Source organism: Amycolatopsis sp. NPDC004368, assembly GCF_053602515.1.
This window is the reverse complement of sequence record NZ_JBSGDT010000001.1, coordinates 125178-148138: the sequence shown is the minus strand read 5'-3', so window position 1 is coordinate 148138 and position 22961 is coordinate 125178. Positions and strand designations below refer to the sequence as shown.

Sequence of the window (22961 nt, the reverse complement as noted above, 5' to 3'; positions counted from 1 at the left end):
CATGAAGAAGACATTGGTCACAGCCGTCACGGCGGCTCTGGTCGCGACGCTCACCGCGTGCGGCGGCGACGCCAGTGGTGACACCCTGCGCGTCGGCACGCTGAGCGACTCGCGGCCCAACGCGTACCAGGAAAACGGCCAGTTCACCGGGTTCGACAACGAGCTGCTGAAGGACATCGCGGCCAAGGAGAACCTCAAGGTCGAGTTCGTCGCGGTCGACTTCTCGGCGCTGCTGGGCCAGGTCGCCAACGGCACGTTCGACATCGGCAGCGCGGGCATCGCGCAGACCGACGCGCGCAAGCAGACCGTGGCGTTCTCCGATCCGTACAACTACCAGTCGCTCGGCATCGAGGCCAAGGACACGGCGGGCATCACCGATGAGAAGTCGTTGTCGGGCAAGCGAATCGGCGTGGTGCAGGGCACCGTCTCCGACACCTGGCTCGGCGCCAACGCACCCCAGGCCCAGGCCGTGCGCTTCCCGAACGACGCGGCGGCGCTGAGCGCGCTCAAGTCGGCGGCGATCGACGGCGCGGTGTTCGACGCGGCCTCGGCCGAGGACTACGCGACGAAGAACCCGGGCCTGAAGGTGACCAAGGAGATCACCACGACGATCCCGCACGGGTTCGCCGTGAAGAAGGGCAGCACCGACCTGCTGAACAAGCTCAACGACGGCATCAAGAAGGCCGTCGCCGACGGCACCTGGAAGAGGGTGCACCAGCAGTTCGAACCCAACGAGCCGGTGCCGGCCGGCTTCGCGGGCGGGCAGTAGTTCTCCGATGGACCAGTTCCTCGACACCTTCCTCAACTGGGACTACATCTGGCAGGTGTTCCCCGACCTGCTCAAGACGGGCCTGTGGAACACGCTGATCCTCGCCGGCGCGTCGGCGATCATCGGCACGCTGCTGGGCATGGTGCTCGCGGTGATGGGCCTGTCCACGAAGGTCTGGCTGCGCTGGCCGGCCCGCGTGTACACCGACATCTTCCGCGGCCTGCCGGCGATCCTCACGATCCTCGTGATCGGCCAGGGCCTCGGCACGCTCGCGCGGCCGATCGTCGGGCACAACCCGTACCCATTGGGCATCACGGCGCTGAGCCTGATCGCGGCGGCGTACATCGGCGAGATCTTCCGCGCGGGCATCCAGAGCGTCGACAAAGGACAGATGGAGGCCAGCCGCGCGCTCGGCATGACCTACACCAAGGCCATGCTGCTCGTGGTGATCCCCCAGGGCGTGCGCCGCGTGCTGCCCGCGCTGGTGAACCAGTTCATCGCGCTGGTCAAGGACTCGACCCTCGTTTACTTCCTCGGGTTCATCACGTCGCAGCGCGAGCTGTTCCGCATCGGCCAGGACCTCGCGGCCAACACGGGCAACCTGTCGCCGCTGGTGGCGGCCGGGTTCGTGTACCTCGTGATCACCGTGCCGCTCACGCACCTGGTGAACTACATCGACAAACGCCTGCAGACGGGCCGCAAGGTCCGCGCGGAGTCCGACCTGCAGCTCGTGACGAGCGGATCGGGGATGAACCTGTGACCACCGCGGTGCGATCGTCCAGTGTGGAGCTTCGCGACATCCACGTGAGCTTCGGCACGCTCGAAGTCCTGCGCGGCATCGACCTGCAGGTGCCTTCGGGCAAGACGACGTGCGTGATCGGCCCCTCGGGCTCGGGCAAGTCCACGCTGCTGCGCTGCGTGAACCGCCTGCAGGAACCCGACCGCGGCGACCTCCTGCTCGACGGCGAGAGCGTGATCCACGCCGACCCCGACGTGCTGCGCCAGCGCGTGGGCATGGTGTTCCAGCACTTCAACCTCTTCGGGCACCGCAGCGTGCTGGACAACATCGTGCTGCCGTTGCGCAGCGTGAAGGGACTGTCCAAAGAGGAGGCGTCCGCGGTCGCCCACGCGCGGCTGGCCGAGGTCGGCCTGGCGGACAAGGCGCCCTTCCGCCCCTCGGCCCTGTCGGGCGGGCAGCAGCAACGCGTGGCCATCGCGCGCGCCCTGGCCATGGACCCCGAGGTGATGCTCTTCGACGAGGCCACCTCCGCCCTCGACCCCGAACTGGTCAAGGGCATCCTCACCCTCATGGCCGGCCTCGCTTCCCGGGGCCTCACCCTCATCGTGGTGACGCACGAGATGGGCTTCGCCCGCAGCGTCGCCGACGAGGTGGCGTTCATGGACGCGGGCCGCATCGTGGAACAGGGAACACCGGACCAGATCTTCGACAACCCGCAAAGCCCCCGTCTGCAGCAGTTCCTGTCGCAGGTGCTCTGAACCTCGCTCGGCAATTTCCCCGAATCGCCCGCGCCAATCACGAAATTCGGTGACTTGACGGCAGAATCGACCCGGGTAGTGTCGCTCTCCATCGAATTCACGCTCGAGGCGAGAGCGAGGAAAACGAGATGGGTGGAGCCGGCGAGCTCGCCGCGCGCGTGCGGGGCGGGGTTTTTCTTCCGGGGGATGAGGGCTACGAACGCGAACGCGGCGGGTTCAACCTCGCGCTGGACCACCGGCCGGACGTCGTCGTGGCGGCCGAGGACGAATCCGACGTGGCCGAGGGCGTGCGGTTCGCCGCGGCGCACGGCCTCGGCGTCGACGTGCAGGCCACCGGCCACGGCGCGCACCGCTCGATGGGCGGCGGCTTGCTCATCACGACCCGGGGCCTGCGCCACGTCGAGGTCGACCCGCGGCGCCAGGTCGCGCGCGTCTCGGCCGGCGCGACCGCGGCCGATGTGGTCACCGCGACCGGCCCGTACGGACTGACCGCGCCGGTCGGCTCCGCACCAGGCGTCGGCTATGTCTCCTACAGCCTCGGCGGCGGCCTCGGCCTGCTCGGCCGGCGCCACGGTTACGCCGCCGACCACGTGCGCAGCCTCGACGTCGTCACCGCGGACGGCCACGAGCTCACCGTGACGGCCGAACGCCACCCGGACCTGTTCTGGGCCCTGCGCGGTGGCGGTGGTGGCTTCGCGGCGGTGACCGCCCTGGAAGTCGCGCTGTTACCCCTGACTTCTCTGTACGGCGGCGGCCTCTTTTTCACCGCGGACCACGCACCGGCGGTCCTTTCGCAGTTCCAGGCGAGCCTCGAAACGGCGCCGCGGGAGCTGAGCTTGTCGCTCGCGTTCCTCGCTTTCCCGGACGTGCCCGGTGTACCGGCGCCACTGCGCGGCCGGTTCTGCTGCCACCTGCGCGTGGCTTACCTCGGCGACCCGGACGCCGGCCGGCGGTTCGTGGAGCGCTTCCTCGCACTGGGCCCCTTCCTGGACACCGTGACGCGGCTCCCGATGACCGAACTCGGCTCGATCCACGCCGATCCCGTCGGCCCGATGCCCGTCGACAGCGAAAGCCTCGCGCTGACCAGCGAGGACGCGCTGGCGGTCATTCCGTCCTTCGTGGACCCGCGCGCACCGTTCATGCTGGAGCTGCGCCACCTCGGCGGCGCGCTGGCCGAACAACCCGAGGTCGCGAACGCCGTCGGCCACCGCGCCGCCCGGCTGAACCTGTTCACCTCGACCCACCCCGGCGCCGATCCACGGCCACAGCACGACGTCTACCCCGCCGTCAGCGCGTGGAGCTGCGGCGGTCCCCTCCGCACCTTCCTCCCGACCAGTCGCGCCGACGCCACGTCCTGCTACGAGCCGGCCACCGCCACCGAACTCGCGCGGCTCAAGGACGTCTGGGATCCCGCCGACGTATTCAGCTTCACACCGGCTGCGGTGCCATCCGTTCTTCGAGCCAGTCGAACATCCGATTCTCGGTGAGCAACCGCCCCATCGGCTGCACGTGCTCGTTGGCGCCCTCCTCGACGGTGAACCGCAACAGATCGGCACGCCCGCCGCGCGCGCGGACGAGCTCCGCCAGCCGGCTCGACTGCCCCGGCCAGAACTGCTCGTCGTCAGGATCGGTGATGAGCAGCGGCGTCTTGATCCCGGCCACCACGTCGTCCTCGAGCCGATAAGCGGAAACGGTCTTGAACAGGTCGTACCAATCCGTGTGCGCATACGGCCGAGCGCGGAACGTCAAGGTCCGGCGCAGCCCCGGGATACGCAGGGCCAGCCCCAGATCGCGGTTGAACGTGTCCCGTCCGCCGGTCTCCAGCGCGGTCCGCATGCCCTTCGACAGCGAACGCGTCCACGAAGCCGACACGTCGACCACACCCGGGTCGAGCACGGCGGCGGCCAACCGGTGCTCGAACGCGAGCGCGCGGGGCAGCCAGTAGCCCGCCTGGCTGATGCCGTAACCGGCGAGGTCGGCGACGTCCGCACGCGCGACCAGTGTGTCGACGACCGGGGTGAGCACGGCCTCCCAGTCGGGGCGGAAGCAGAGGCCGCGTTCGAAGAGCATGGACTGCTGCCCGGGGCCGTCGTAGAGGAACGCGTTCCAGTCGCGGGCCAGCGCCCCCGCGGCGGCGGACGTCCACAGGTCGCTCAGGGCGCCGTCGCTGCCATTGGTGACGACGAGTGTCGGCCGGGGCTTGCCGGAGGCGTCGGGTCTGAGCAGGTAACCGGGCAGGGCGGTCGATTCGTAGGGCACGGGGACTCGGACGTACGCGCCGTCCGAACAGTCCACCACGGCCTCCCAGCAGCGCCGGTGTTTCTCGAACGCCTCCCGCAGCTCGACTGGCTTATCCACTGTGGACAGTCCGTCGACCACGCAGGACCAATACGTCGCCGCCCGCAGGAAGTGCGAGCTCGCGCTCACGAGGTGCCCGGCCTCGCGCGCCCGTTCGGCCTCTCCCTGCACGCGGATCGCCGTGCGTTCCCATTCCCGCGGCCAGTCCGCGGCCCGGCCGACGCGCGCGATCGTCGCCAGCACCTCACCGACCTCGCTGGCCCCGCGCACGGCGCGCCCGAGCATTCCGCGCGTGGCGAAATCGAGGTCGTGATCGCGGAAGAATCCCGCGGAAATCACCTTGTTGCCGTGGGAAATCAACGCAACCATCTGCCGCCTCCCCATTTTTCCGTCCACACTCGCCTGCCGGTGTGGGCGTTGACAAGGCGTGGGTGTGCTCAGCCGGCGGGAGAAGCGGTGATCGTGCATTCCTCGGCGGCGCCCAGATTCAGCACCGCAGCAGCGGATCCGCCGTTCACCGCGATCGCCAGGTGCCCCGCGGAGTCGGTGAAAACCAGGTTCGCGCCCTGGGGCACGTCGCCGAACGTCCGCCCGATCGTCGCCGACACCGCGACGCGCGAACTGTGCACGGTCACCCCGCCCGCGAGCCCGGTCAGCTCCAGGTCGGCGGGGGTGGCGGCGAGCTGGACGTTGCCGAAGTGGTCCACGGTGAGCACATCGGACACCAGCTTGCCCGGGAACGCCGCCACCAGTGGATCGGGCAGCCGCACCAGATCGTGCGCCTCCGGACCGAACGACGCCGGTTGGGCACCGAGCGCCAGGCGCGCGGCGGCGGGGGCGAAGACGTCGCGGCCGTGGAACGTCGCCGACGTGGGCTCGGTCCCCTCGATCTCGTAGGCCCCGGTCACACCGCCGAGCGCGGCCGCGGCGGGCAGCAGCAGCCCGTTGTCCGGCCCGACCAGCAAGCCCCCGGGTGTGACCACGACGAGCCCGCGCCGCGTCGTCCCCACCCCGGGGTCCACCACGGCCAGGTGCACGGCTTCGGGCAGCGAAGGCACGGTCTGCGCCAGCACGGCCGCCCCCGGGCGCACTTGCTGCGGCGGCACGAGGTGGGTCACGTCGATCACCCGCACGTCGGGCGCCAGGCGCGCGACCACCCCGTGGCAGGCGGCGACGAAGCCGTCGCGCAGGCCGTAGTCGGTGGTGAACGAAATCCAGCGGTAGCGCATGACCTGCATCATCCTCGATTCCGACGGCCTCGGGTTAGGGTGCAGCCGTGACGACGCTCGCCGATTTTCCGAAGATCGCCTCCGGCAAGGTCCGGGACCTCTACGCCGCCGGGGACAACCACCTGCTGCTGGTCACCTCCGACCGCATCTCGGCCTACGACTTCGTGCTGGACACCCCCATCCCGGACAAGGGCCGCGTCCTCACCGCGATGAGCGTGTTCTGGTTCTCCGAGCTCGCGGACGTCATCCCCAACCACCTCGAGGCCTGGGACGACCCGCGCATCCCCACCGAGGTCCTCGGCCGCGCCCTGCTCGTGAAGCGCCTGGACATGCTGCCGGTGGAGGCCGTCGCGCGCGGCTACCTCACGGGCTCGGGCTTCTCCGATTACCAGCGCAGCGGCTCGGTCTGCGGCGTCGAGCTGCCGGCCGGGCTGGTGGAGGCGTCGAAGCTGCCGTCGCCGATCTTCACGCCGGCCACGAAGGCCGAGCTGGGCGAGCACGACGAGAACGTGTCGTTCGAGACGGTCGCTGCCCAGATCGGCGAAGCCCGCGCCGCGGAGGTCCGCGACGCCACCCTCGCCATCTACCGCCGCGGCGCCGAGTTCGCTGCCGAGCGCGGCATCCTGCTGGCCGACACGAAGTTCGAGTTCGGCCTGGACGCCCACGGCCGCCTCGTGCTCGCCGACGAGGTCCTCACGCCGGACTCGTCCCGCTACTGGCCCGCCGACGGTTACGCCCCCGGCCACACCCAGCCGTCCTTCGACAAGCAGTTCGTGCGCAACTGGCTCACCGGCCCGGACTCCGGTTGGGACCGCGCGTCGAACACCCAGCCGCCGCCCCTGCCGGACGACGTGGTGGCCGCCACGCGGGCACGTTATGTCGAGGCTTACGAGCGCCTCAGCGGCCGGTCGCTGTCGGATTGGCCGGGCGCCTGACGCTTTTCGCCGCGCGGTTTGCGGCTACTTGTCGGTGCTCACTGGCACACTGAGCGCATGACCGAGGCTTTGGTACTGGGCGGCGGCGGCGTCGCAGGAATCGCATGGATCACGGGCCTGCTGACGGGCCTCGCCGACGCGGGACGCGACGTCAGCGGGGCCGACCTGATCGTCGGCACGTCCGCGGGCTCCACCGTCGCCGCCCAGATCGGCAGCGGCCTCAGCCTGGCCGACCTCTACGCACGCCAGACCGACCCGGCGCTCCAGGCCGCCGAGATCGCGGTCGAGGTCGACCTGGAGAGCTTCGGCGCGCAGTTCGCCGCCGCCCTCGGCAGCGGCGGCACGGTCACCGACATGCGCCGCTCGATCGGCGCGTTCGCCCTCGGGGCGTCGACGGTGCCCGAAGCCGAGCGCCTCGCGGTGATCGAGTCCCGCCTCCCGTCCCACGACTGGCCCGCTCGTGCCCTGGCCATCGTCGCCGTCGACGCGGTCACGGGTGAGCCCCGCGTCTTCCGCAACGACTCCGGCGTCCCGCTGGTCACCGCCGTGGCCGCCAGCTGCGCCGTCCCGGGCATCTGGCCGCCCGTCACCATCGGCGCGTCCCGCTACGTCGACGGCGGCGTGCGCTCCTCCGACAACGCCGACTACGCCTCCGGCCACGACCGCGTGCTGATCGTCCAGCCCCTGGGCTCCGCCGACGTCTTCCCCACCGACCAGCCCTTCGCCGACGTCGTGGCTTCCCTGCGCGCCTCGGGCTCCTCGGTGGCCGTCGTGGAACCGGACGCCGCGTCGCTGGCCGCGATCGGCACGAACCCCCTGGACCCGGCCACCCGCCGCCCCGCCGCCGAGGCCGGCCGGGCGCAGGGGAAGGAGCTGGAGATCGCCTGGTCGTGATCGGCTTGGCGGTCAGACGCCGCGCGCGTCGTGATCGAGCCGTGAGTGAGACCCGAAACCAGGCAACCCCGCGACTTTCACTGGCACACTGGCGCTCGTGATCCTGCTCATCTGCGGCAGTCTGCGGGGCGGTTCGGTGAACGCGGCGGTGATCGGCACCGCCGCGAGGTTCACCGAGTCCGCGGTGTACGACGGCCTCGCCGACCTCCCGCACTTCAACCCCGACGACGACCACGAGCCCCTGCACCCGGCCGTCGCGAAGCTGCGCGCGGAGGTCGCGGCGGCCGACGGCGTGCTGATCTGCACGCCGGAGTACGCGGGTGGCCTGCCGGGGTCGTTCAAGAACCTGCTGGACTGGACCGTCGGCGGCGGGGAGATCTACGGCAAGCCGGTGTCGTGGATCAACGCCTCGTCCGTGGCCGCGCCCACGGGCGGCGCCGATGCGCACGAGTCGCTGCGCAAGGTGCTCACCTATGCCGGCGCGCGCATCGTCGACGACGCGTGCGTGCGCATCCCCATCCCGCGCCACACCGTGTCCGACGGCGCCATCGTCGACCCCGACCTGCGCGGCCGGATCGCCATGGCCGTCAACCGGCTGGTGGAGGCCGCCAAACTCTGACTCTCACGTGTCCTTTCTGCGCAGTTCACGGCGTTGTCAGCCAGGCGCCACCGGGCTGAGGCGCAATGGGGCACGTGGATGCTCGCCTGCTGGTTTCGCTGTCCGGCGCCACCCCGCGCACGCTGCACCGCTGCGCCGACCTCGCGGCGGAGCTGGAGCGGCGGCGGGTGCCGCTGTCGATCCTGCACGTCGCCCGCACCGAGGACGGCCCGGTCACGTCCTGGGTCCGCACCCGCGCCGCCGCCGGCGACTCGGTGCTGCTGCACGGCTACGACCACCGCATCACGCCCACCCACCGAACCGTCCACCTCGGCCGGCGCGCGGAGTTCGCCGACCTACCCGCTCACGAAGCGCGTCTGCGCCTGATCGCCGCGAAGGCCGCACTCGCCACCACCGGCGTCACCGTCGACGGGTTCGCGCCGCCGCGCTGGCTCGCCTCCCAGGGCACGCTGCAAGCGTTGCGGGAACACGGCTTCACCCTCTGCGCCGACGCGGGCTCCGTGCGTGACCTCGTGACGGGCGAGGTGCTGCGGGCGCGCGTCCAGGAGTTCACGAGCCAGTCGCACCGCACCGAGACGGTCCGCTGCTTCGCCCTCGTGCTCGCCTCGGCCCGCGCCGCCCGCCGCGGCGGCCTGGTGCGCCTCGGCATCGACGCCGCCGACCTCACCCGCCCCGGCCTGCGCCAGGCCCTGCTCGACGCGGTCGACGTCGCCATCGAAAACCGCGCCTTCGGCAGCACCTACGGCTCCCTGCACCGCGCCGACGCCTGAGCTTTCGGGGTGGCCGCCACCCGACGACCACCCCGGCTCACTCACAGCTCCGTGGCGACCCCGCGCTCGACGACCTTCACCTCAGTGCCCTCCGGCGCGAGGTTCTCGAACAGCCCGTAGTGCAACGCCGGGCTCGACAACACGGCCTCGTGAATCGGCACCGACTTCCGCGGCGCCACCGCGCGCAGGAAGTCCACCGCCTCCCCGGCCTTGAGCCAGGGCGCGCCCGTCGGCAGCCCGAGCACGTCGATCTTCTGCTCGGGCACGAAAAACGAGTCGCCCGGGTGGTAGAAGGCGCCGTGGTCCAGCACGTAGCCGATGTTCGGGATCACGGGGATGTCGCTGTGGATCACGGCGTGCTCGCCGCCCACCACGTTCACCGCCGTGCCACCGATCTCGAACGCGTCGCCGGGGTTCGCGACCTCGTACTGCAGGTTCAGCTTCTGCACGGTCTCCACGGAGCCCGGGTCCACGATCAGCTTCGCGCCGGGGTTCGCCGCCAGCACCTTCGGCAGCCGCTCGCCGTCGATGTGGTCGAAGTGCTGGTGGGTGATGAGGACGGCCGACAGTTCGCGCTCCCGCTCGAAGTCGGTGGAGAACGCACCCGGGTCGACCAGGATCCGCTCCCCGTCGGTCTCCAGAAGTACGCAGGCATGTCCGAAATGGACGATCCGCATCAGGATTCTCCTTCACACATAGTCGGATTCACCCTATGCCCGCCGTGCGCACGCCGCCAAGCTCGCCCGCCGCGCATCACCACGACCAACCCGTTCGCCCGAGGTCGCCACAAGGCCCATGGACCGTTCCCCAAGCACGCGTTCCGTCTCGGCCCTGAGGCCCCCACGCCGGCCTGCCGCGCATCACCACGACCAAACGCCAGGCCCCGGCCCGAGTCCTATGGACCGCTTCCGTCTAGCCACGCGCGCTCCATCCCTGTCCTGCCTCGCGCTCCGCCGCCGCCAGCCCTTCCGCTGCACACATCCTGGCCGTCGCGCCCCTTCCACCCCTGCTCCTGTGGCAACCGGCCGGCTCTCGAACGCCCGCGGCGACCTGTGCCCCGAGCCTTCCGGCCGCCGGACAAACCCCCGCCCTCCCAGGGGGGCGTCCCCGGTTCCATCCTACCGGCCACCTCCGTCGAAAACCGACAAAACGCCCAGGTGAAGGCCCAGTTATCCACAACGAAGGGACCCCTGTGGACAAGTCGAGAAATCGCCCCGGAAACGTTGGGCCATAGGCGAATCCGCGGCGCCCGAGACGCCGCACGACAACACGCGACACCGTGTTCACCCAGACGTGTCGGCGCTGGTCAACAAGGTGTCGCCCGCCCGAAGGGCCGTTCGGCGCGAAACGGCCGGACTCGGGCCCGACGTCACCGGCGAACGCTGCGTTGCCCCTGTGGGTGACATCGACCGTCAAGGCGGCAGCAGTGCCCACGAGCCCGCCCAGCCACCCTTTCCCCGAACCGCTCGCCGGTGCCATGCTGACGCGGAGTCTCAGGCTATTGGCACTGCGTCAGCAACCTCGTAGCCTGGACCACAATGCCGACCAAGCAGGACCGAACAAGCAGGACCGAACGAGCAGGGCCGAAGAGCAGGGCCGAAGAGCAGGGGAGACGCCGATGACCGCCGTCCAGCCGAAGCCGACCTGGGTCGGTGAGACCTTCGATTCGCTGAGCCCGGCGACCGACGAGGTGGTGGGCACGTACCCGGTGCACACGGCCGACGACGTGCGCGCGGCGGTCGAGCGGGCGCGTGTCGCGGCGGAGTGGTGGGACGGGCTGGGCTTCGCGGGGCGCGCGGACCGCCTGCGGCAGTGGAAGGGCGTGATCACGCGCCGCCTGCCGCAGTTGTGCCAGGTCGTGCGCGACGAGACCGGCAAGCCGATCGCCGACGCCCAGCTCGAGACCGTGCTCGCCATCGAGCACATCGCGTGGGCTGCGAAGCACGCGCGCAAGTACCTGGGCCGGCAGCGCCGCTCGGCCGGCCTCCTCATGTCGAACCAGGCGGCGACGGTCGAGTACCGCCCGCTGGGCGTCGTCGGCGTGATCGGTCCGTGGAACTACCCCGTGTACACGCCGCTGGGCTCGGTCACCTACGCGCTCGCGGCCGGCAACGCCGTGGTCTTCAAGCCCAGCGAATACACCCCGGGCGTGGGCAAGTGGCTGGTCGACGCGTTCGCCGAGGTCGTGCCCGAGCAGCCCGTGCTGCAGCTGATCACGGGGTTCGGCGAGACCGGTGGCGCGCTGGTCACGTCCGGCGTGGACAAGATCGCGTTCACCGGCTCCACCGCCACCGGCAAGAAAATCATGGCCGCGGCCGCGAACACGCTCACCCCGGTCGTGATCGAGGCCGGCGGCAAGGACCCCGTGCTCGTCGACGCGGACGCCGACCTCGACGCCGCCGCCGACGCCACCGTCTGGGGCGCCTTCTCCAACTCCGGCCAGACCTGCATCGGCGTCGAGCGGGTATACGTCCACGAGCGCGTGCACGACGCCTTCGTCCAGAAGGTTGTGGACAGGTCGCAGAACGTGCGCGCCGGCTCCGACGCGGACGCCCAGTACGGCCCCGTCACCATGCCCTCGCAGCTCGCCGTGATCCGCCGCCACATCGCCGACGCCCTCGAACGCGGCGGCCGCGCGGTGCTCGGGGGTGTGGACAGCGTCGGCGATCGTTATGCCCAACCCACCGTCCTCGTCGACGTGCCGGAGGACTCCGAGGCGGTGCGCGAGGAGACGTTCGGCCCGACGGTCACCATCGCCAAGGTCCGCGACATGGACGAGGCTGTGGACAAGGCCAACGCCACCACCTACGGCCTCGGCTCCACCGTGTTCTCCAAGTCCCGCGGCGTCGAGCTCGCCGCGCGGCTGCGCACCGGCATGACCTCGATCAACGCGCCGCTCTCGTTCGCCGGCATCGCCTCGCTGCCCTTCGGCGGCGTCGGCGACTCGGGCTTCGGGCGCATCCACGGGCCCGAAGGCCTGCGCGAGTTCGCCCGGACCAAGGCCGTCGCGCGCCAGCGGTTCACCGCGCCGATCACCCTGACTTCGTTCAGCCGCAAGGAATCGACCGACGCTCTGGTGGCCAAGCTCATCACCATCATGCACGGCAAGCGCTAAGGTCTGGGCCGCGTCCCGGGTTCCGGGGCGCGGTCCGCCTCGAGCCAGAAAGAGCCCGCATGACGCGCTTCGGTGACTTTCAGAACGAGATCTACTTCGCCGGGCTCACCGGCCGCGTCCCGACCATGCCCATGGTCTACGCCGAACTCGAGGCCCGTGCGGCACAGGCACTTCCGCCGTCGGTTCTGTCCTATGTAGCCGGTGGTGCGGGTGACGAGGCGACGCAGCGCGGCAACGCCGAGGCGTTCGGGCGCTGGGGTGTGGTGCCGCGGATGTTCGTCGGGGCCAAGGACCGGGACCTGTCGGTGGACCTGTTCGGGCTGAAGCTGCCGTCGCCGCTGTTCCTGGCGCCGGTGGGGGTGGCCGGCCTGTGCACGCAGGACGGCCACGGCGACCTGGCCACCGCACGCGCCGCCGCGCGCACGGGCGTGCCGATGGTCGCGTCGACGCTCACCGTCGACCCGATCGAACAGGTCGTGCCCGAACTCGGCGACACGCCCGGGTTCTTCCAGCTGTACACGCCGACGGACCGCGAGCTGGCGGCGTCACTGGTCGCGCGGGCGGAGAAGGCGGGCTTCAAGGGCATCGTGGTCACGCTCGACACGTGGGTCACCGGCTGGCGGCCGAGGGACTTGTCCACAGCCAACTTTCCCCAGCTGCGTGGCCACTGCCTCGCCAACTACTTCACCGACCCGGTGTTCCGCGCGCGCCTGGGGAAGGCTCCCGAGGACGATCCCGTGGCGGCCGTCGGCCTGTGGGCGCAGCTGTTCGGCAACCCGCTGACCTGGGACGATCTGCCGTGGCTGCGGTCGCTCACTTCGTTGCCACTGATCGTCAAGGGCATCCAGCACCCGGAGGACGCCCGCCGCGCCATCGACGGTGGCGTCGACGGCATCTACTGCTCCAACCACGGCGGCCGCCAGGCCAACGGCGGGCTCCCCGCCCTCGACTGCCTCGCCGACGTCGTCGACGCCTCCGCCGACACCCCGGTCCTCTTCGACTCCGGGGTGCGCTCCGGGGCGGACATCGTGAAAGCCCTGGCCCTGGGCGCGAGGGCCGTGGGGATCGGGCGACCGTACGTGTGGGGCCTCGCCCTGGGCGGGGTGGACGGCGCCGTCCACGTCCTGCGCAGCCTCCTGGCCGAAGCCGACCTCATCATGGCCGTCGACGGCTACCCGGCGCTCGCCGACCTGACGCGGGACAGCCTACGGAAGGTTGGTTAGGTCGGACCTAACCTGTGGACAGCTTGATGGGTCCGACCCAAGTCGAGAGCAAATGATGGGGTCGGACCCAACCAACTGTCCACCTGTGGACAACCGGCGTGGGTCCGACCCAACGAGACCCGGCGAGACTCAACGAGGCCCAACGAGACTCAACGAGGCCCAACCAAATTGGGCCGGACCTAAACCGAGCGACCCCGAATCAAATCAGCCGCCTTCTCCGCCACCATGATCGTCGGAGCATTGGTGTTCCCCCGCGGCACCACCGGCATCACCGAGGCGTCCACGACCCGCAGGCCCTCCACCCCGCGCACCCGCAACGTCGGGTCCACCACCGACCGCTCGTCCGAACCCATCGCGCACGTACCGACGGGGTGGTACAGCGTCTGGGTGTTCTCGCGGATGTGCTCGGTCAGCGCGTCGTCGGAGAGGTCGTGGGACGTCGGCAGGAACGGCTTGTCCAGGAACCGCGCCAACGGACCCGACTCGCCGATGTCGATGAGCGAGCGCAAGGCCGACTTCATCGTGTCAAGGTCGATCGGCTCGGCGTAGTACGCCGGGTCGATTTCCGGCTTCCACAACGGGTTCGCGGACTTCAGCCGCAGCCGTCCGCGGCTCGCGACGTCGACCAGCGTGGCCGCGGAGGTGAAGCCCGGGACGGTGGGTTCGCGCATGCCGTTGTCGTAGAACAACGTCGGGGCGACGTGGATCTGCATGTCCGGCGCGATCAGCCCGTCACGCGTCGGGAAGAACGCGCCGGCCTCGCCGATGTTCGACGCCAGCGGCCCGCGCCGCGTGAGCTGCCAGCGGACGAGACCGGCCGGAGTGGCCGCGTCGACGAGGTCGGTGGTGCCCTTGGTCGACCAGATGATCCCGGCCGCCGGGTGGTCGTGCAGGTTCTCCCCGACGCCCGCGAGCCCGGCGACGACGTCGATGCCCAGCTCACGCAGGTGTTCGGCCGGCCCGACACCCGAGAGCATCAGCAGCTGTGGCGAGTTCACCGCGCCACCCGCGAGCAGCACCTCGGCGTCCGCGCGGACCGTGACCTCGACGCCCTTGTGCAGGTAGGTCACACCCACCGCCCGCGTGCCCTCGAACACCACCCGCGTGGCTTGCGCGTGGGTGTGGACAACCAGGTTGGGTCGGTCCAACGCCGGCCGCAGGTACGCGTCCGCGGTGGACCAGCGGCGTCCGCGCTTGCACGTCACCTGGTAGAGGCCCGCGCCTTCCTGCGACGAGCCGTTGAAGTCGTCGGTGCGCTTCAACCCCCAGGCCACGGCGCTGTTGACCCACGCGTTCGAGAGCTCGTGGGTGAAGCGGCGGTCCTCGACGTTCAGCGGTCCGTCGGTGCCGTGCAGCGGGCCGTCGAGGCGCTGGTTGCCCTCGGCGCGCTTGAAGTACGGCAGCACGTCGTCCCAACCCCAGCCGGTGGCACCGTGGGAATCGCGCCAGCCGTCGTAGTCGGCGCGGTTGCCGCGGATGTAGATCATGGCGTTGATCGACGAGCAGCCGCCGAGCATCTTGCCGCGCGGCCAGTAGGCGGGTTTGCCGGTGTGTTTCTGCTCGACGGTCTCGTAGTTCCAGTCCCACCGCGTCTTGAACAGCGACGCGAACGCCGCCGGGATGTGGATCTCGTCGGCGGTGTCCTCGCCGCCCGCCTCGAGCAGCAATACTCGGGCCGCCGGATCCTCGCTCAGCCGCGCCGCCAGCACGCAGCCGGCGCTGCCTGCTCCGACGATGACGTAGTCGAACGAGTCCTGACCGGCCACGATGCCTCCAGCTGCTCATGTTGGCGTGCTGTCAACGACTCATCATGGCCCAGCACGCGCGCCGGGGAAAGGCCCCGCGAGCAGCATCCTCCTGCCGCGCGACCCGGGCCAGTTGTGACCTGCGCATCTGTCCCCGATACCGGACGGGCGCCGGTCGCGGAGGGTCAAGTACCCTCGGTCCCGTACCCACGACCTGCGTGAATAAGGAGCAGCCTGCCGTGGCCCGAGTCGTCGTCGACGTCATGCCGAAGCCAGAAATCCTCGACCCGCAGGGCCAGGCGGTGGCCCGAGCGCTGCCGCGGCTGGGGTTCACCGGCGTCACGGAAGTGCGCCAGGGCAAGCACTTCGAGCTCGAGATCGACGACACCGTCGATGACGAGACGCTCGCCAAGATCGCCGAGGGCTTCCTCGCGAACCCCGTGATCGAGCAGTGGACCATCCGGCGGGTGGACGCGTGAGCGCGCGCATCGGTGTCATCACCTTCCCGGGCACCCTCGACGACGGCGACGCCGCCCGCGCGGTCCGCTACGCCGACGCCGAAGCCGTGCCCCTGTGGCACGCCGACGCCGACCTGCGCGGCGTCGACGGCGTGGTCGTCCCCGGCGGCTTCTCCTACGGCGACTACCTGCGCGCCGGCGTCATCGCGCGCTTCGCGCCGGTGATGGACTCGGTCATCGACGCCGCCCGCGGGGGCATGCCGGTCCTCGGCATCTGCAACGGCTTCCAGATCCTCTGCGAAGCCGGCCTGCTCCCCGGCGCGATGATCCGCAACGTCGGCCTCCACTTCGTGTGCCGCGACCAGTGGTTGCGCGTGGAGAACACCGACACGGCCTGGACCAGCCGCTACGACAAGGGCGCGGAAATCCTCATCCCGCTCAAGAACAACGACGGCTGCTACATGGCCGACAAGTCCACTTTGGACATGCTGGAGGGCGAGGGCCGCGTCGCGTTCCGCTACGTGGACGGCAACCCCAACGGCTCGCGCAACGACATCGCGGGCATCCGCAGCGAAAACGGTCGCATCGTCGGCCTCATGCCCCACCCGGAACACGCGATCGACGCCCTCACCGGCCCATCCGACGACGGTCTCGGCATGTTCTTGAGCGCGGTGGACGCGTTCGCGAAGGCCTGATCGAGTTCGTGTGAAAGGGGCGGCACCGTGGTGTCGCCCCTTTTTGTTGCTGTTGCTGGGCTTCCTCCGGCGTCAGGCCGGCCGGTCACGGCGTGAGGATCGTCTTCCCGACGGCTGCCCGATCCTCGAACGCCTGATGGGCTGCCCAGGTTTGCGCAAGCGGCAGGACCGCGCCGATGATCGGCCGCAGTTCACCGGAGGCAGCCAGGGTGAACGCCTGGTCGCGTAGCCGGGCCAGCTGCTGTGCGGGCAGGGTGACGGACGCGAAGCCGGTGACCGACACGGCCGAGCGCGACAACATGATCACCCGGCTACGCCGAGGTGCCACCACGCGTGGACTACGAACTGACCTCACTGGGCCGGACCCTGCTCGACCTCATCGACGCCAGCCGGTGCTGGGCACGGGACCACCTGCCCACCGTCTTGGCCGCTCGCGACGCCTACGAGAACCACGCGACTCAGCCGAACGCACGGACGAACGCCGCATGCGTAGGGGCGCCCGCCCGCTTGTCCAGCACCGCGAAGACGACCCGCTCGAAGTGCGGGTAAACGTCGAGCGCTTCGCGGAACGCCTCGGCCACCACGGTCGGATCGTTCTCGAACACCCCGCAGCCCCAGGCGCCCAGCACGAGGTGCCGGTGCCCGTGACCAGCGGCTATCTCCACGACGCGCCGCGCTCGCCGGCGTAGGACACCCGGCACCGAGTCGACGTGCGCAGGCTGGTTGCGGCGGATCGCCCCCAGGTTCGGTGCCGCCGCGGTCAGGAAGGACACGGGGGTCGGCGTGGGGAGCAGCGCGGCGTTGTCGTCGCGGAAGGTCGGCACGCCGGGGGAGTGGATCACGCGGTCGGAGTAGCGCAGGTCAGGGTCGGCGCGGTGGTGGGCGTAGAACTCGGGGGCTGCCAAAAGGCACGTGTACAGAGCCGAACTCCGCGCGATCGCCTCCTCCTGCGCCTGCGCGCCGTTCAGGAAACCGCCGCCGGGGTTGCGGGCCGACGCGAACACGAGGCATGCGACGTCACCACCCAGCCGACGCGCGGCCGCGGTGCTCGACTCGTTGGTCACCTCGATCCGAGGGATCACCCGGATCGAGGCAACCGGCGGCACGTCGTCCTCGGGCAGGTAGAGCCGAGTGCCCCTCCGGGCGCTGTCGACTTGATCCTCGATCACGACAGAGCCATACGCCCCGCGCGCGACGATCTCGACCGTCTCGGTGGCGATGGCCCTCAATCTGCTGCTCACGCAGGCAATCGTGGCCTGCGCGAACGACCGAGCACAAAGGAAATACCTCAGGCCGGCAGGTTGATCAACGCCGCCGTCGAGAAGTCCGCCGCCAGGCGGGCCGCTTCCCCCAGGTCGAGGCCGTGGTCGATGGCGTGGCGGGCGGACGTCGTGGCGACGCCCACGAGGATGTTGGCCAGGCGGCGTTCGTCGGGGCGTGGGGGCAGCCGGCGGGCGGTGAGGTAGGCGCGGATGCGGCGGGTGACCTGCTCGTCGAGGTCGGCGAGCAGGTGTTCGCGCACCGCGATCGTGTCGCTGGTGATGTCGACGCCGAAGAGGAGGCGGAAGCCGTCGGGTTCGGCGGCGGCGTAGGAGAACAAGGCCTGGGTGTCGGCGGCGACCTGGGTGCGCAGGCTGAGGCCGTCGTTGCGTTCGTACTCGGCGAAGAGGCTCGCTCGGCACGCGGCGGCCTCGCGGTCGAGCAGGCGGCGGTACAGCGTGTTCTTGTCGCCGAAGTGGGCGTACAGCGTGGGTTTCGTGGAACCGCTGCGGTCGGCGATCGCGTTCATGGTGGTGGCGCGGAAGCCGCACTCCACGAAGACCGTCCTGGCGGCGTCGAGCAGTTCGTCGTCGGTGGGGCGGGCGCGAGTGGAGCGGCTCATCCGATCAGCATATCCGTTCGGCTTTACCCGACGGTAAAACTGCGCTAGCTTTACCGCCGGGTCAAGCAAAAGGAGCAGGGCATGCGACGACGCGTGGTCACCTCAATCACCGCGGCACTGCTGCTGGCGGCGGCCCTGGTCGCACCCCAGGAAGCGGCAGCCGCGCCGCGGAAGGGCTGCGAGCTGCCGTCCGCGGGCACGTCGTTCGCCACGGCCACGCCCGCCGAGGAGGCGATGGACCCGGCCGCGGTCGACGCCGCGATCGCCTACGCGCAGACCCACCTGCGTGCGTCCGTGCAGATCTTCCGCGACAACTGCCGCATCGGCCGCGGTCTGCTCGACCAGGTGCCGATGGAGATCTTCAGCTCCACCAAGTCCGTGATCTCGATCCTCACCGGCATCGCCTACGACCAGCACCGCATCGGGCTCGACGACCCGGTCGGCAAGTACCTGCCCGCGGGCGTGGGCGACGCGGCGCACCGCGCCATCACGATCCGCAACCTGCTCACGCAGACCTCCGGCCTCGACGAGTCGATCCTGGCGGAGCTGGCGTCCGTCGGCCTCGATCCCGATCTCGCGCAGGAGGCGATGGCCCAGCCGCTCACCCACGAGCCGGGCACGCACTTCGAGTACAGCCAGCGCACGCCCGACCTGCTTTCGGCGGTGCTGCAGCGCGCGGTCGGCGAGGACCTGCAGGACTTCGCGCAGCGGGAGCTGTTCGAACCCCTCGGCATCCCGCGCGGCAGCTACATCTGGCTGCGTGACCACGCCGGCAACTCCTACGGGTACGCCAACCTGTTCATCCCGCCCGCGCAGTTCGCGAAGCTCGGGCTGCTGATGGAAAACGACGGCACCTGGCGCGGCCGGCGCGTCCTCTCCGGCGACTACATCACGCAGGCGCGCGCGAACACGCCCACCAACCCGTGTTACGGGTTCCTGTTCTGGCACAACGGCGGCTCGTCGTGCACGTCGGCCAACTTACCCCACGCGCAGACGGTGGCGGGCCCGATGGTCGGCAGCGCTCCCGACGACCTGTTCGCGATGGTCGGCGCGTTGCAGCAGAACAACTTCATGATCCCGAGCCTCGGCATCACCGTCACCTGGACCGGCGTGCTCGGCGACACCGCGCCGAACCTGGCGGGCCTGCTCAGCGCCTCGCCGTCCGGCTCGAACCTGTACTACAACTTCTTCCGCATCCTGCTCAGCGGCGTCGAGGACACGCCCGTGCCCGACCCGGGGCCGTTCAAGACGCCGCCGCTGGACCTGGACATCAACCCGGTCGACTACCTCGACCCGGTGGTGCTGCTGCGCGACCTCGCACCCAACGCCCAGTGCAACCTGCTGATCTGCCACCAGCCCGGCTGATCACGAAGCAGCTGCCACCAGCCGGGCATACGGGCCGTCGGCGGCCAGCAGCTCGGCGTGCGAGCCCAGTTCCGTGATCCGCCCGCCCTCCACCACCGCGACGCGGTCCGCCGCGGCCGCGGTGTGGAGGCGGTGCGCGATCGCGATCACGGTGCGCCCGGCCAGAACCGCGTTCAGCGAACGCTCCAGCTCACGCGCGGAACCCGTGTCCAGCAAGGAAGTCGCTTCGTCGAGCACGAGGGTGTGGGGATCGGCCAGCACGACCCGCGCCAACGCCAGCTGCTGCGCCAGGGCAGCCGGCACGGCGTAGGCACCGGAACCCAGCTTGGTGTCCAAACCGGCTTCCAGCGACGCGAACCACGCGGCAGCACCGGCCGCGGTCAAGGCGTCCAGGAGCTCCGCGTCCGACCAGTCGCCGCCGCCACGCCGAGCCGGCAGGGCCAGGTTTTCCCGCAGCGAACCCGAGAACGTGTGGTGTTCCTGCGTCAACAGCAGCACCTCACCACGCAGCACGTCCTCGGCCAGCGACGAAACCTCGGTGCCGCCCACGGAAATCGATCCGCGCGACGGCGCCGAAATGCCCGCGAGCAAGCGGCCCAACGTCGACTTGCCGGCACCCGAAGGGCCGACGATGGCCAGCCGTTCGCCACGCGGCACCGACAAGTCGATGCCGTGCAGCACTTCCCGGTCGGCCGTGTAGCCGAAGTGGACGCCGCGCACCTCGATGTCGCGCCCGGCCGGGACGGTGGTCACCGAAGCCGGCGAAGGTACCGGTTGCACGCCGAGGATCCGGCGGGCAGCCGCCATCGCCACCTGGAGGTCCTCCATCCAGAACAGGGCGTCGTTCAGCGGCGCCGTCATCGCCTGCGCGTAGGCCAGCATCGTCGTGATCGTGCCGATCTCGGCCCACCCCTGGGAGTAGGCGAAGAACCCGATGCCGAGCAGCGCGGCGATCGGCAGCACGTAGCTGATCTCCAGCGACGGCATCCACCGCAGCTGCAACGCACGCATCCGGCGTTCGCCCAGCACGGCCTGGTCCAGCGCGTCGCGCCCGAGCCGCACGCGGCGGTCGGTCAGGCTCAGCGCCTCGGTGGTGCGCGCGCCCTCCACGGTCTCGTGCGTGGCCGACTGCAGGTCGCCCCAGCGGTCGAGCATCCACGCCATCAGCGCCGGGATCCGGCGCTGGTACCAGATGTTCACGGGCACCAGCAGCGGCAGCGCCACGAGCAGCGCCAACGCCAAGAGCGGCGACGTCACGAACATCGCGATCGTGGTGAGCACCACCGTCACCACCGCGATCAGGATCTCCGGCGCCGCGAAGCGCACGGCGTGGTCGAGGCGGCTGATGTCGCTCGTCGCGCGGCTGAGCAGGTCACCGGTGCCCGCGGCCTCGACCGTGCCGAGCGGCAGGCTCAGCGAGTTGGCCACGAAGCGTTCCCGCGTCTGCGCCAGCACGCGCTCGCCGAACATGCGGCCCCGCAGCCGCGCGGCCTTCTTCGCCCAGGCCTGCAGCACCAGCACCACGACGAAACCCACGGCCAGCAGGTCGACGCGGGTGCTGGTGCCGCCGTCGACCACACCCTGCACGAGCCGGCCCAGCAGCTGCGGCGTGGCCAGCCCGATCAGCGTGGCCAGGCAGAACAGCCCGAGCATCACGGAGAACTCGCGCCGGTGCTCGGCGGCCGTGCGCGCCGCCCAGCGCCGCACGTCGCGGCCCGAGGCGAGGGGAAGCCGTTTCACACCGGCACCGCCTTTCCGCTCACGACCTCGTCGGCCACGTGTGTCCACAAGGGACTCTGACTGAACACCACCGTCGTGCGCCCGCGCCGCAGCTCGGCCACGCGCCGGGTGATCCGCGCCTCCGTGTGCGCGTCCACGGCCGAGGTCGGCTCGTCGAGCAGCAGCACGTCGGCGTCCGTCGCGAGCGCCCGCGCCAGGCTCAGCCGTTGCCGCTGGCCACCCGACACCTCGCGGCCGCGCTCGCCGATCAGCTCGTCGACCCCGCGCGGCAGCGCCTCCACGATGTCGTCGGCATCCGCCGCGAACAGGGCTTCTTCGATCGTCACGGTGTTCGGCGACGCCGGGGCGAGCTGCTCGCGCAGCACACCCGAGAACCACAGGTCCTGGTTGTGCGCGTACACGACCCGCGAACGCAGCTCGGCCAGCGCGACCTGGTCCGCGCGCACGCCGCCGACCAGCACCGGCTCGGCCGCGTCCGTGAACCGCGCCAGCCGGTCCGCGAGCGCCTCGGCGTCGGCGCCGAGGTCGACCACCGTGAGCTTGCCCGCCACCAGGTGCATGCCGCTCTCGACGTCCACCAGGTCGAGTGCCCCGGCGGGCAGCGGCGTGGGCGTCGCCGGGTCCGTCAGCCGCGCGCGCAACGACAGCAGGCCGCAGATCTTGCGCGCCGCCACGAGACCTGAGCTGTAGGCGCCGACGGCCTCCGTCGCCGTGTCCACCGGCACCACCAGGAACGCCGAGACGCCGTAGAACGCCACCAGCTCACCCACGCCGATCGTGCCGTCGAGCGCGAGCCGCGCGCCCAGCCACGTGATCGCCACGGTGACCAGGCCCGGCAGCACGATCGCCGCCGCGGCCAGCCACGCCTCCGCGCGCCCGACCTCGACACCCGAGCGGCGCACGCGCTGGCTGGCTTCGTGGAACCGCTTCAGGAACCGGCGCTCGCCGCCGACCCCGCGCAGGATCCGCAGGCCGGACACGATGTCGGCGCCCAGCGCGTTGACGTCACTCAGGTTCTCGCGCTGCACGGTCTTGCGGTTCTGCAGCGGCTTCAGCAGCGGCCCGATCCCGATCACCGCGAGCGGCACGCCCACCAGCGCGACCACACCGAGCAACGGCGACGAACCCAGCATCGCGATCCCGATCACCACGAACGCCACCACCGAACCCACCGTCCGGCCGATCACCTCGTAGGTGTTGCCGATCCAGTTGATGTCCGACGACGTCACCGCCACGACGTTGCCGGTGGTCGTGGCCTCACGCAGGGTCGCGCCCAGACGGGTGGTGTGCTCGGTGACCAGGCGCTGCGTCGTGCCGGCGCCGTGCAGCCACATGCCGTACGACGTGAAGTGCAGCCAGGTACCGAACCCCGCCTGGCACACGCCGAGCCCCGCCGCCACGAGTGCCCAGCGCCAGAGCGCGCCGCCGTCGCCGGCCGCGATCGCGTCGATGCCCCGGCCGATCACCAACGGCAACAGCGCGCTCGGCAGCGACCAGCAGGCACCCGTGAGCGCGGCCGTCAGCGCCAGCCACGGGCGCGAACGCAGCACCGCGAGCAGGTAGCGGCCGGCCGTCGGCCGTTCGGGCAGCCGAGGTGAGGCGAAGGGATATGTGGCGGAGAGCACGATTGTCGACGGTAAGCCGGTTCACGCAGTGTGCGCGACTGATTTATCGGTAGGCGAACACGTCGGGCACCTGCGGGTGTGACGCGGCTGACACGTACTCTT

23 protein-coding genes are annotated in these 22961 nt (G+C 70.7%); 14 read left to right on the top strand and 9 right to left on the bottom strand.

Features of this window, described 5'->3' with window-relative positions:
- Nucleotide 1: 1 nt before the first annotated feature.
- From ACWEOE_RS00625 to ACWEOE_RS00610, 4 genes are all read left to right on the top strand, one after another.
- The gene (locus ACWEOE_RS00625) at nucleotides 2-769 is read left to right on the top strand and encodes a transporter substrate-binding domain-containing protein (RefSeq protein ID WP_452001910.1); all 768 of its coding nucleotides are present in this window, start codon (nucleotides 2-4) and stop codon (nucleotides 767-769) included.
- Nucleotides 770-776: 7 nt separating this feature from the next.
- Nucleotides 777-1529, top strand: a complete 753-nt coding sequence (locus ACWEOE_RS00620; protein WP_452001907.1) for an amino acid ABC transporter permease — start codon at nucleotides 777-779, stop codon at nucleotides 1527-1529.
- Nucleotides 1526-2266 (top strand): amino acid ABC transporter ATP-binding protein, encoded by a 741-nt coding sequence (locus ACWEOE_RS00615; RefSeq protein ID WP_452001904.1) that lies wholly within the window; start codon nucleotides 1526-1528, stop codon nucleotides 2264-2266. Before ACWEOE_RS00620 ends, ACWEOE_RS00615 begins: the two co-directional genes overlap by 4 nt.
- Before the next feature lie 128 nt (nucleotides 2267-2394).
- Complete coding sequence (locus ACWEOE_RS00610; RefSeq protein WP_452001902.1) at nucleotides 2395-3753, top strand: FAD-binding oxidoreductase; 1359 nt, start codon at nucleotides 2395-2397, stop codon at nucleotides 3751-3753.
- On the opposite strand, the gene ACWEOE_RS00605 is transcribed toward ACWEOE_RS00610, so the two are convergent.
- Together ACWEOE_RS00605 and ACWEOE_RS00600 are read right to left on the bottom strand one after the other, a co-directional pair.
- Nucleotides 3695-4933 (bottom strand): alpha/beta hydrolase family protein, encoded by a 1239-nt coding sequence (locus ACWEOE_RS00605; protein WP_452001899.1) that lies wholly within the window; start codon nucleotides 4931-4933, stop codon nucleotides 3695-3697. The genes ACWEOE_RS00610 and ACWEOE_RS00605 overlap by 59 nt on opposite strands.
- A 68-nt stretch (nucleotides 4934-5001) precedes the next feature.
- A complete protein-coding gene (locus ACWEOE_RS00600; RefSeq protein WP_452001896.1) occupies nucleotides 5002-5793 on the bottom strand; it encodes an SAM hydrolase/SAM-dependent halogenase family protein in 792 nt (263 codons plus the stop codon).
- 47 nt (nucleotides 5794-5840) lie between these two features.
- On the opposite strand from ACWEOE_RS00600, the gene ACWEOE_RS00595 reads away from it, so the two are divergent.
- From ACWEOE_RS00595 to ACWEOE_RS00580, 4 genes are all read left to right on the top strand, one after another.
- Nucleotides 5841-6728, top strand: coding sequence for a phosphoribosylaminoimidazolesuccinocarboxamide synthase (locus tag ACWEOE_RS00595; protein ID WP_452001893.1), 888 nt, complete (start codon nucleotides 5841-5843; stop codon nucleotides 6726-6728).
- A 57-nt stretch (nucleotides 6729-6785) separates the two neighbouring features.
- Entirely contained in the window at nucleotides 6786-7622 is an 837-nt protein-coding gene (locus tag ACWEOE_RS00590) for a patatin-like phospholipase family protein (protein WP_452001890.1), read from the top strand.
- 97 nt (nucleotides 7623-7719) lie between these two features.
- The gene (locus ACWEOE_RS00585; protein WP_452001887.1) at nucleotides 7720-8241 is read left to right on the top strand and encodes an NADPH-dependent FMN reductase; all 522 of its coding nucleotides are present in this window, start codon (nucleotides 7720-7722) and stop codon (nucleotides 8239-8241) included.
- A 65-nt stretch (nucleotides 8242-8306) separates the two neighbouring features.
- On the top strand, nucleotides 8307-9011 hold the full coding sequence (locus ACWEOE_RS00580) for a DUF2334 domain-containing protein (RefSeq protein WP_452001884.1): 705 nt from the start codon (nucleotides 8307-8309) through the stop codon (nucleotides 9009-9011).
- A gap of 41 nt (nucleotides 9012-9052) precedes the next feature.
- On the opposite strand, the gene ACWEOE_RS00575 is transcribed toward ACWEOE_RS00580, so the two are convergent.
- Nucleotides 9053-9688 carry an MBL fold metallo-hydrolase gene (locus ACWEOE_RS00575; protein ID WP_452001881.1) on the bottom strand — a complete coding sequence of 212 codons (636 nt, stop codon included), beginning with the start codon at nucleotides 9686-9688 and terminating at the stop codon, nucleotides 9053-9055.
- Nucleotides 9689-10629: 941 nt separating this feature from the next.
- Here ACWEOE_RS00575 and ACWEOE_RS00570 point away from each other — a divergent pair.
- Together ACWEOE_RS00570 and ACWEOE_RS00565 are read left to right on the top strand one after the other, a co-directional pair.
- Nucleotides 10630-12126 (top strand): aldehyde dehydrogenase family protein, encoded by a 1497-nt coding sequence (locus tag ACWEOE_RS00570; protein WP_452001879.1) that lies wholly within the window; start codon nucleotides 10630-10632, stop codon nucleotides 12124-12126.
- A gap of 59 nt (nucleotides 12127-12185) precedes the next feature.
- On the top strand, nucleotides 12186-13349 hold the full coding sequence (locus ACWEOE_RS00565; RefSeq protein WP_452001877.1) for an alpha-hydroxy-acid oxidizing protein: 1164 nt from the start codon (nucleotides 12186-12188) through the stop codon (nucleotides 13347-13349).
- A gap of 179 nt (nucleotides 13350-13528) precedes the next feature.
- Here ACWEOE_RS00565 and ACWEOE_RS00560 read toward each other — a convergent pair whose 3' ends face one another.
- Nucleotides 13529-15115 (bottom strand): GMC family oxidoreductase, encoded by a 1587-nt coding sequence (locus tag ACWEOE_RS00560; protein WP_452001875.1) that lies wholly within the window; start codon nucleotides 15113-15115, stop codon nucleotides 13529-13531.
- A 218-nt stretch (nucleotides 15116-15333) separates the two neighbouring features.
- On the opposite strand from ACWEOE_RS00560, the gene purS reads away from it, so the two are divergent.
- The gene (gene purS / locus ACWEOE_RS00555; protein ID WP_360597951.1) at nucleotides 15334-15573 is read left to right on the top strand and encodes a phosphoribosylformylglycinamidine synthase subunit PurS; all 240 of its coding nucleotides are present in this window, start codon (nucleotides 15334-15336) and stop codon (nucleotides 15571-15573) included.
- Nucleotides 15570-16247 carry a phosphoribosylformylglycinamidine synthase subunit PurQ gene (purQ, locus tag ACWEOE_RS00550; RefSeq protein ID WP_452001871.1) on the top strand — a complete coding sequence of 226 codons (678 nt, stop codon included), beginning with the start codon at nucleotides 15570-15572 and terminating at the stop codon, nucleotides 16245-16247. Before purS ends, purQ begins: the two co-directional genes overlap by 4 nt.
- A gap of 85 nt (nucleotides 16248-16332) precedes the next feature.
- Here the strand turns inward: purQ and ACWEOE_RS00545 are convergent, their stop codons facing one another.
- Nucleotides 16333-16548, bottom strand: coding sequence for a zinc-binding dehydrogenase (locus ACWEOE_RS00545; RefSeq protein WP_452003287.1), 216 nt, complete (start codon nucleotides 16546-16548; stop codon nucleotides 16333-16335).
- A 20-nt stretch (nucleotides 16549-16568) separates the two neighbouring features.
- Here ACWEOE_RS00545 and ACWEOE_RS00540 point away from each other — a divergent pair, with 20 nt between their 5' ends.
- Entirely contained in the window at nucleotides 16569-16796 is a 228-nt protein-coding gene (locus ACWEOE_RS00540; protein ID WP_452001868.1) for a winged helix-turn-helix transcriptional regulator, read from the top strand.
- On the opposite strand, the gene ACWEOE_RS00535 is transcribed toward ACWEOE_RS00540, so the two are convergent.
- Together ACWEOE_RS00535 and ACWEOE_RS00530 are read right to left on the bottom strand one after the other, a co-directional pair.
- Nucleotides 16706-17488, bottom strand: coding sequence for a TIGR02452 family protein (locus ACWEOE_RS00535; protein WP_452001865.1), 783 nt, complete (start codon nucleotides 17486-17488; stop codon nucleotides 16706-16708). The genes ACWEOE_RS00540 and ACWEOE_RS00535 overlap by 91 nt on opposite strands.
- Nucleotides 17489-17535: 47 nt before the next feature.
- Entirely contained in the window at nucleotides 17536-18129 is a 594-nt protein-coding gene (locus ACWEOE_RS00530; protein WP_452001862.1) for a TetR/AcrR family transcriptional regulator, read from the bottom strand.
- A gap of 81 nt (nucleotides 18130-18210) precedes the next feature.
- Here ACWEOE_RS00530 and ACWEOE_RS00525 point away from each other — a divergent pair, with 81 nt between their 5' ends.
- The gene (locus ACWEOE_RS00525) at nucleotides 18211-19494 is read left to right on the top strand and encodes a serine hydrolase domain-containing protein (protein ID WP_452001860.1); all 1284 of its coding nucleotides are present in this window, start codon (nucleotides 18211-18213) and stop codon (nucleotides 19492-19494) included.
- On the opposite strand, the gene ACWEOE_RS00520 is transcribed toward ACWEOE_RS00525, so the two are convergent.
- Nucleotides 19495-21234, bottom strand: a complete 1740-nt coding sequence (locus tag ACWEOE_RS00520) for an ABC transporter ATP-binding protein (RefSeq protein ID WP_452001857.1) — start codon at nucleotides 21232-21234, stop codon at nucleotides 19495-19497.
- The gene (locus ACWEOE_RS00515) at nucleotides 21231-22859 is read right to left on the bottom strand and encodes an ABC transporter ATP-binding protein (RefSeq protein ID WP_452001855.1); all 1629 of its coding nucleotides are present in this window, start codon (nucleotides 22857-22859) and stop codon (nucleotides 21231-21233) included. The genes ACWEOE_RS00520 and ACWEOE_RS00515 overlap by 4 nt, the downstream gene beginning before the upstream one ends.
- Between the last annotated feature and the right edge of the window lie 102 nt (nucleotides 22860-22961).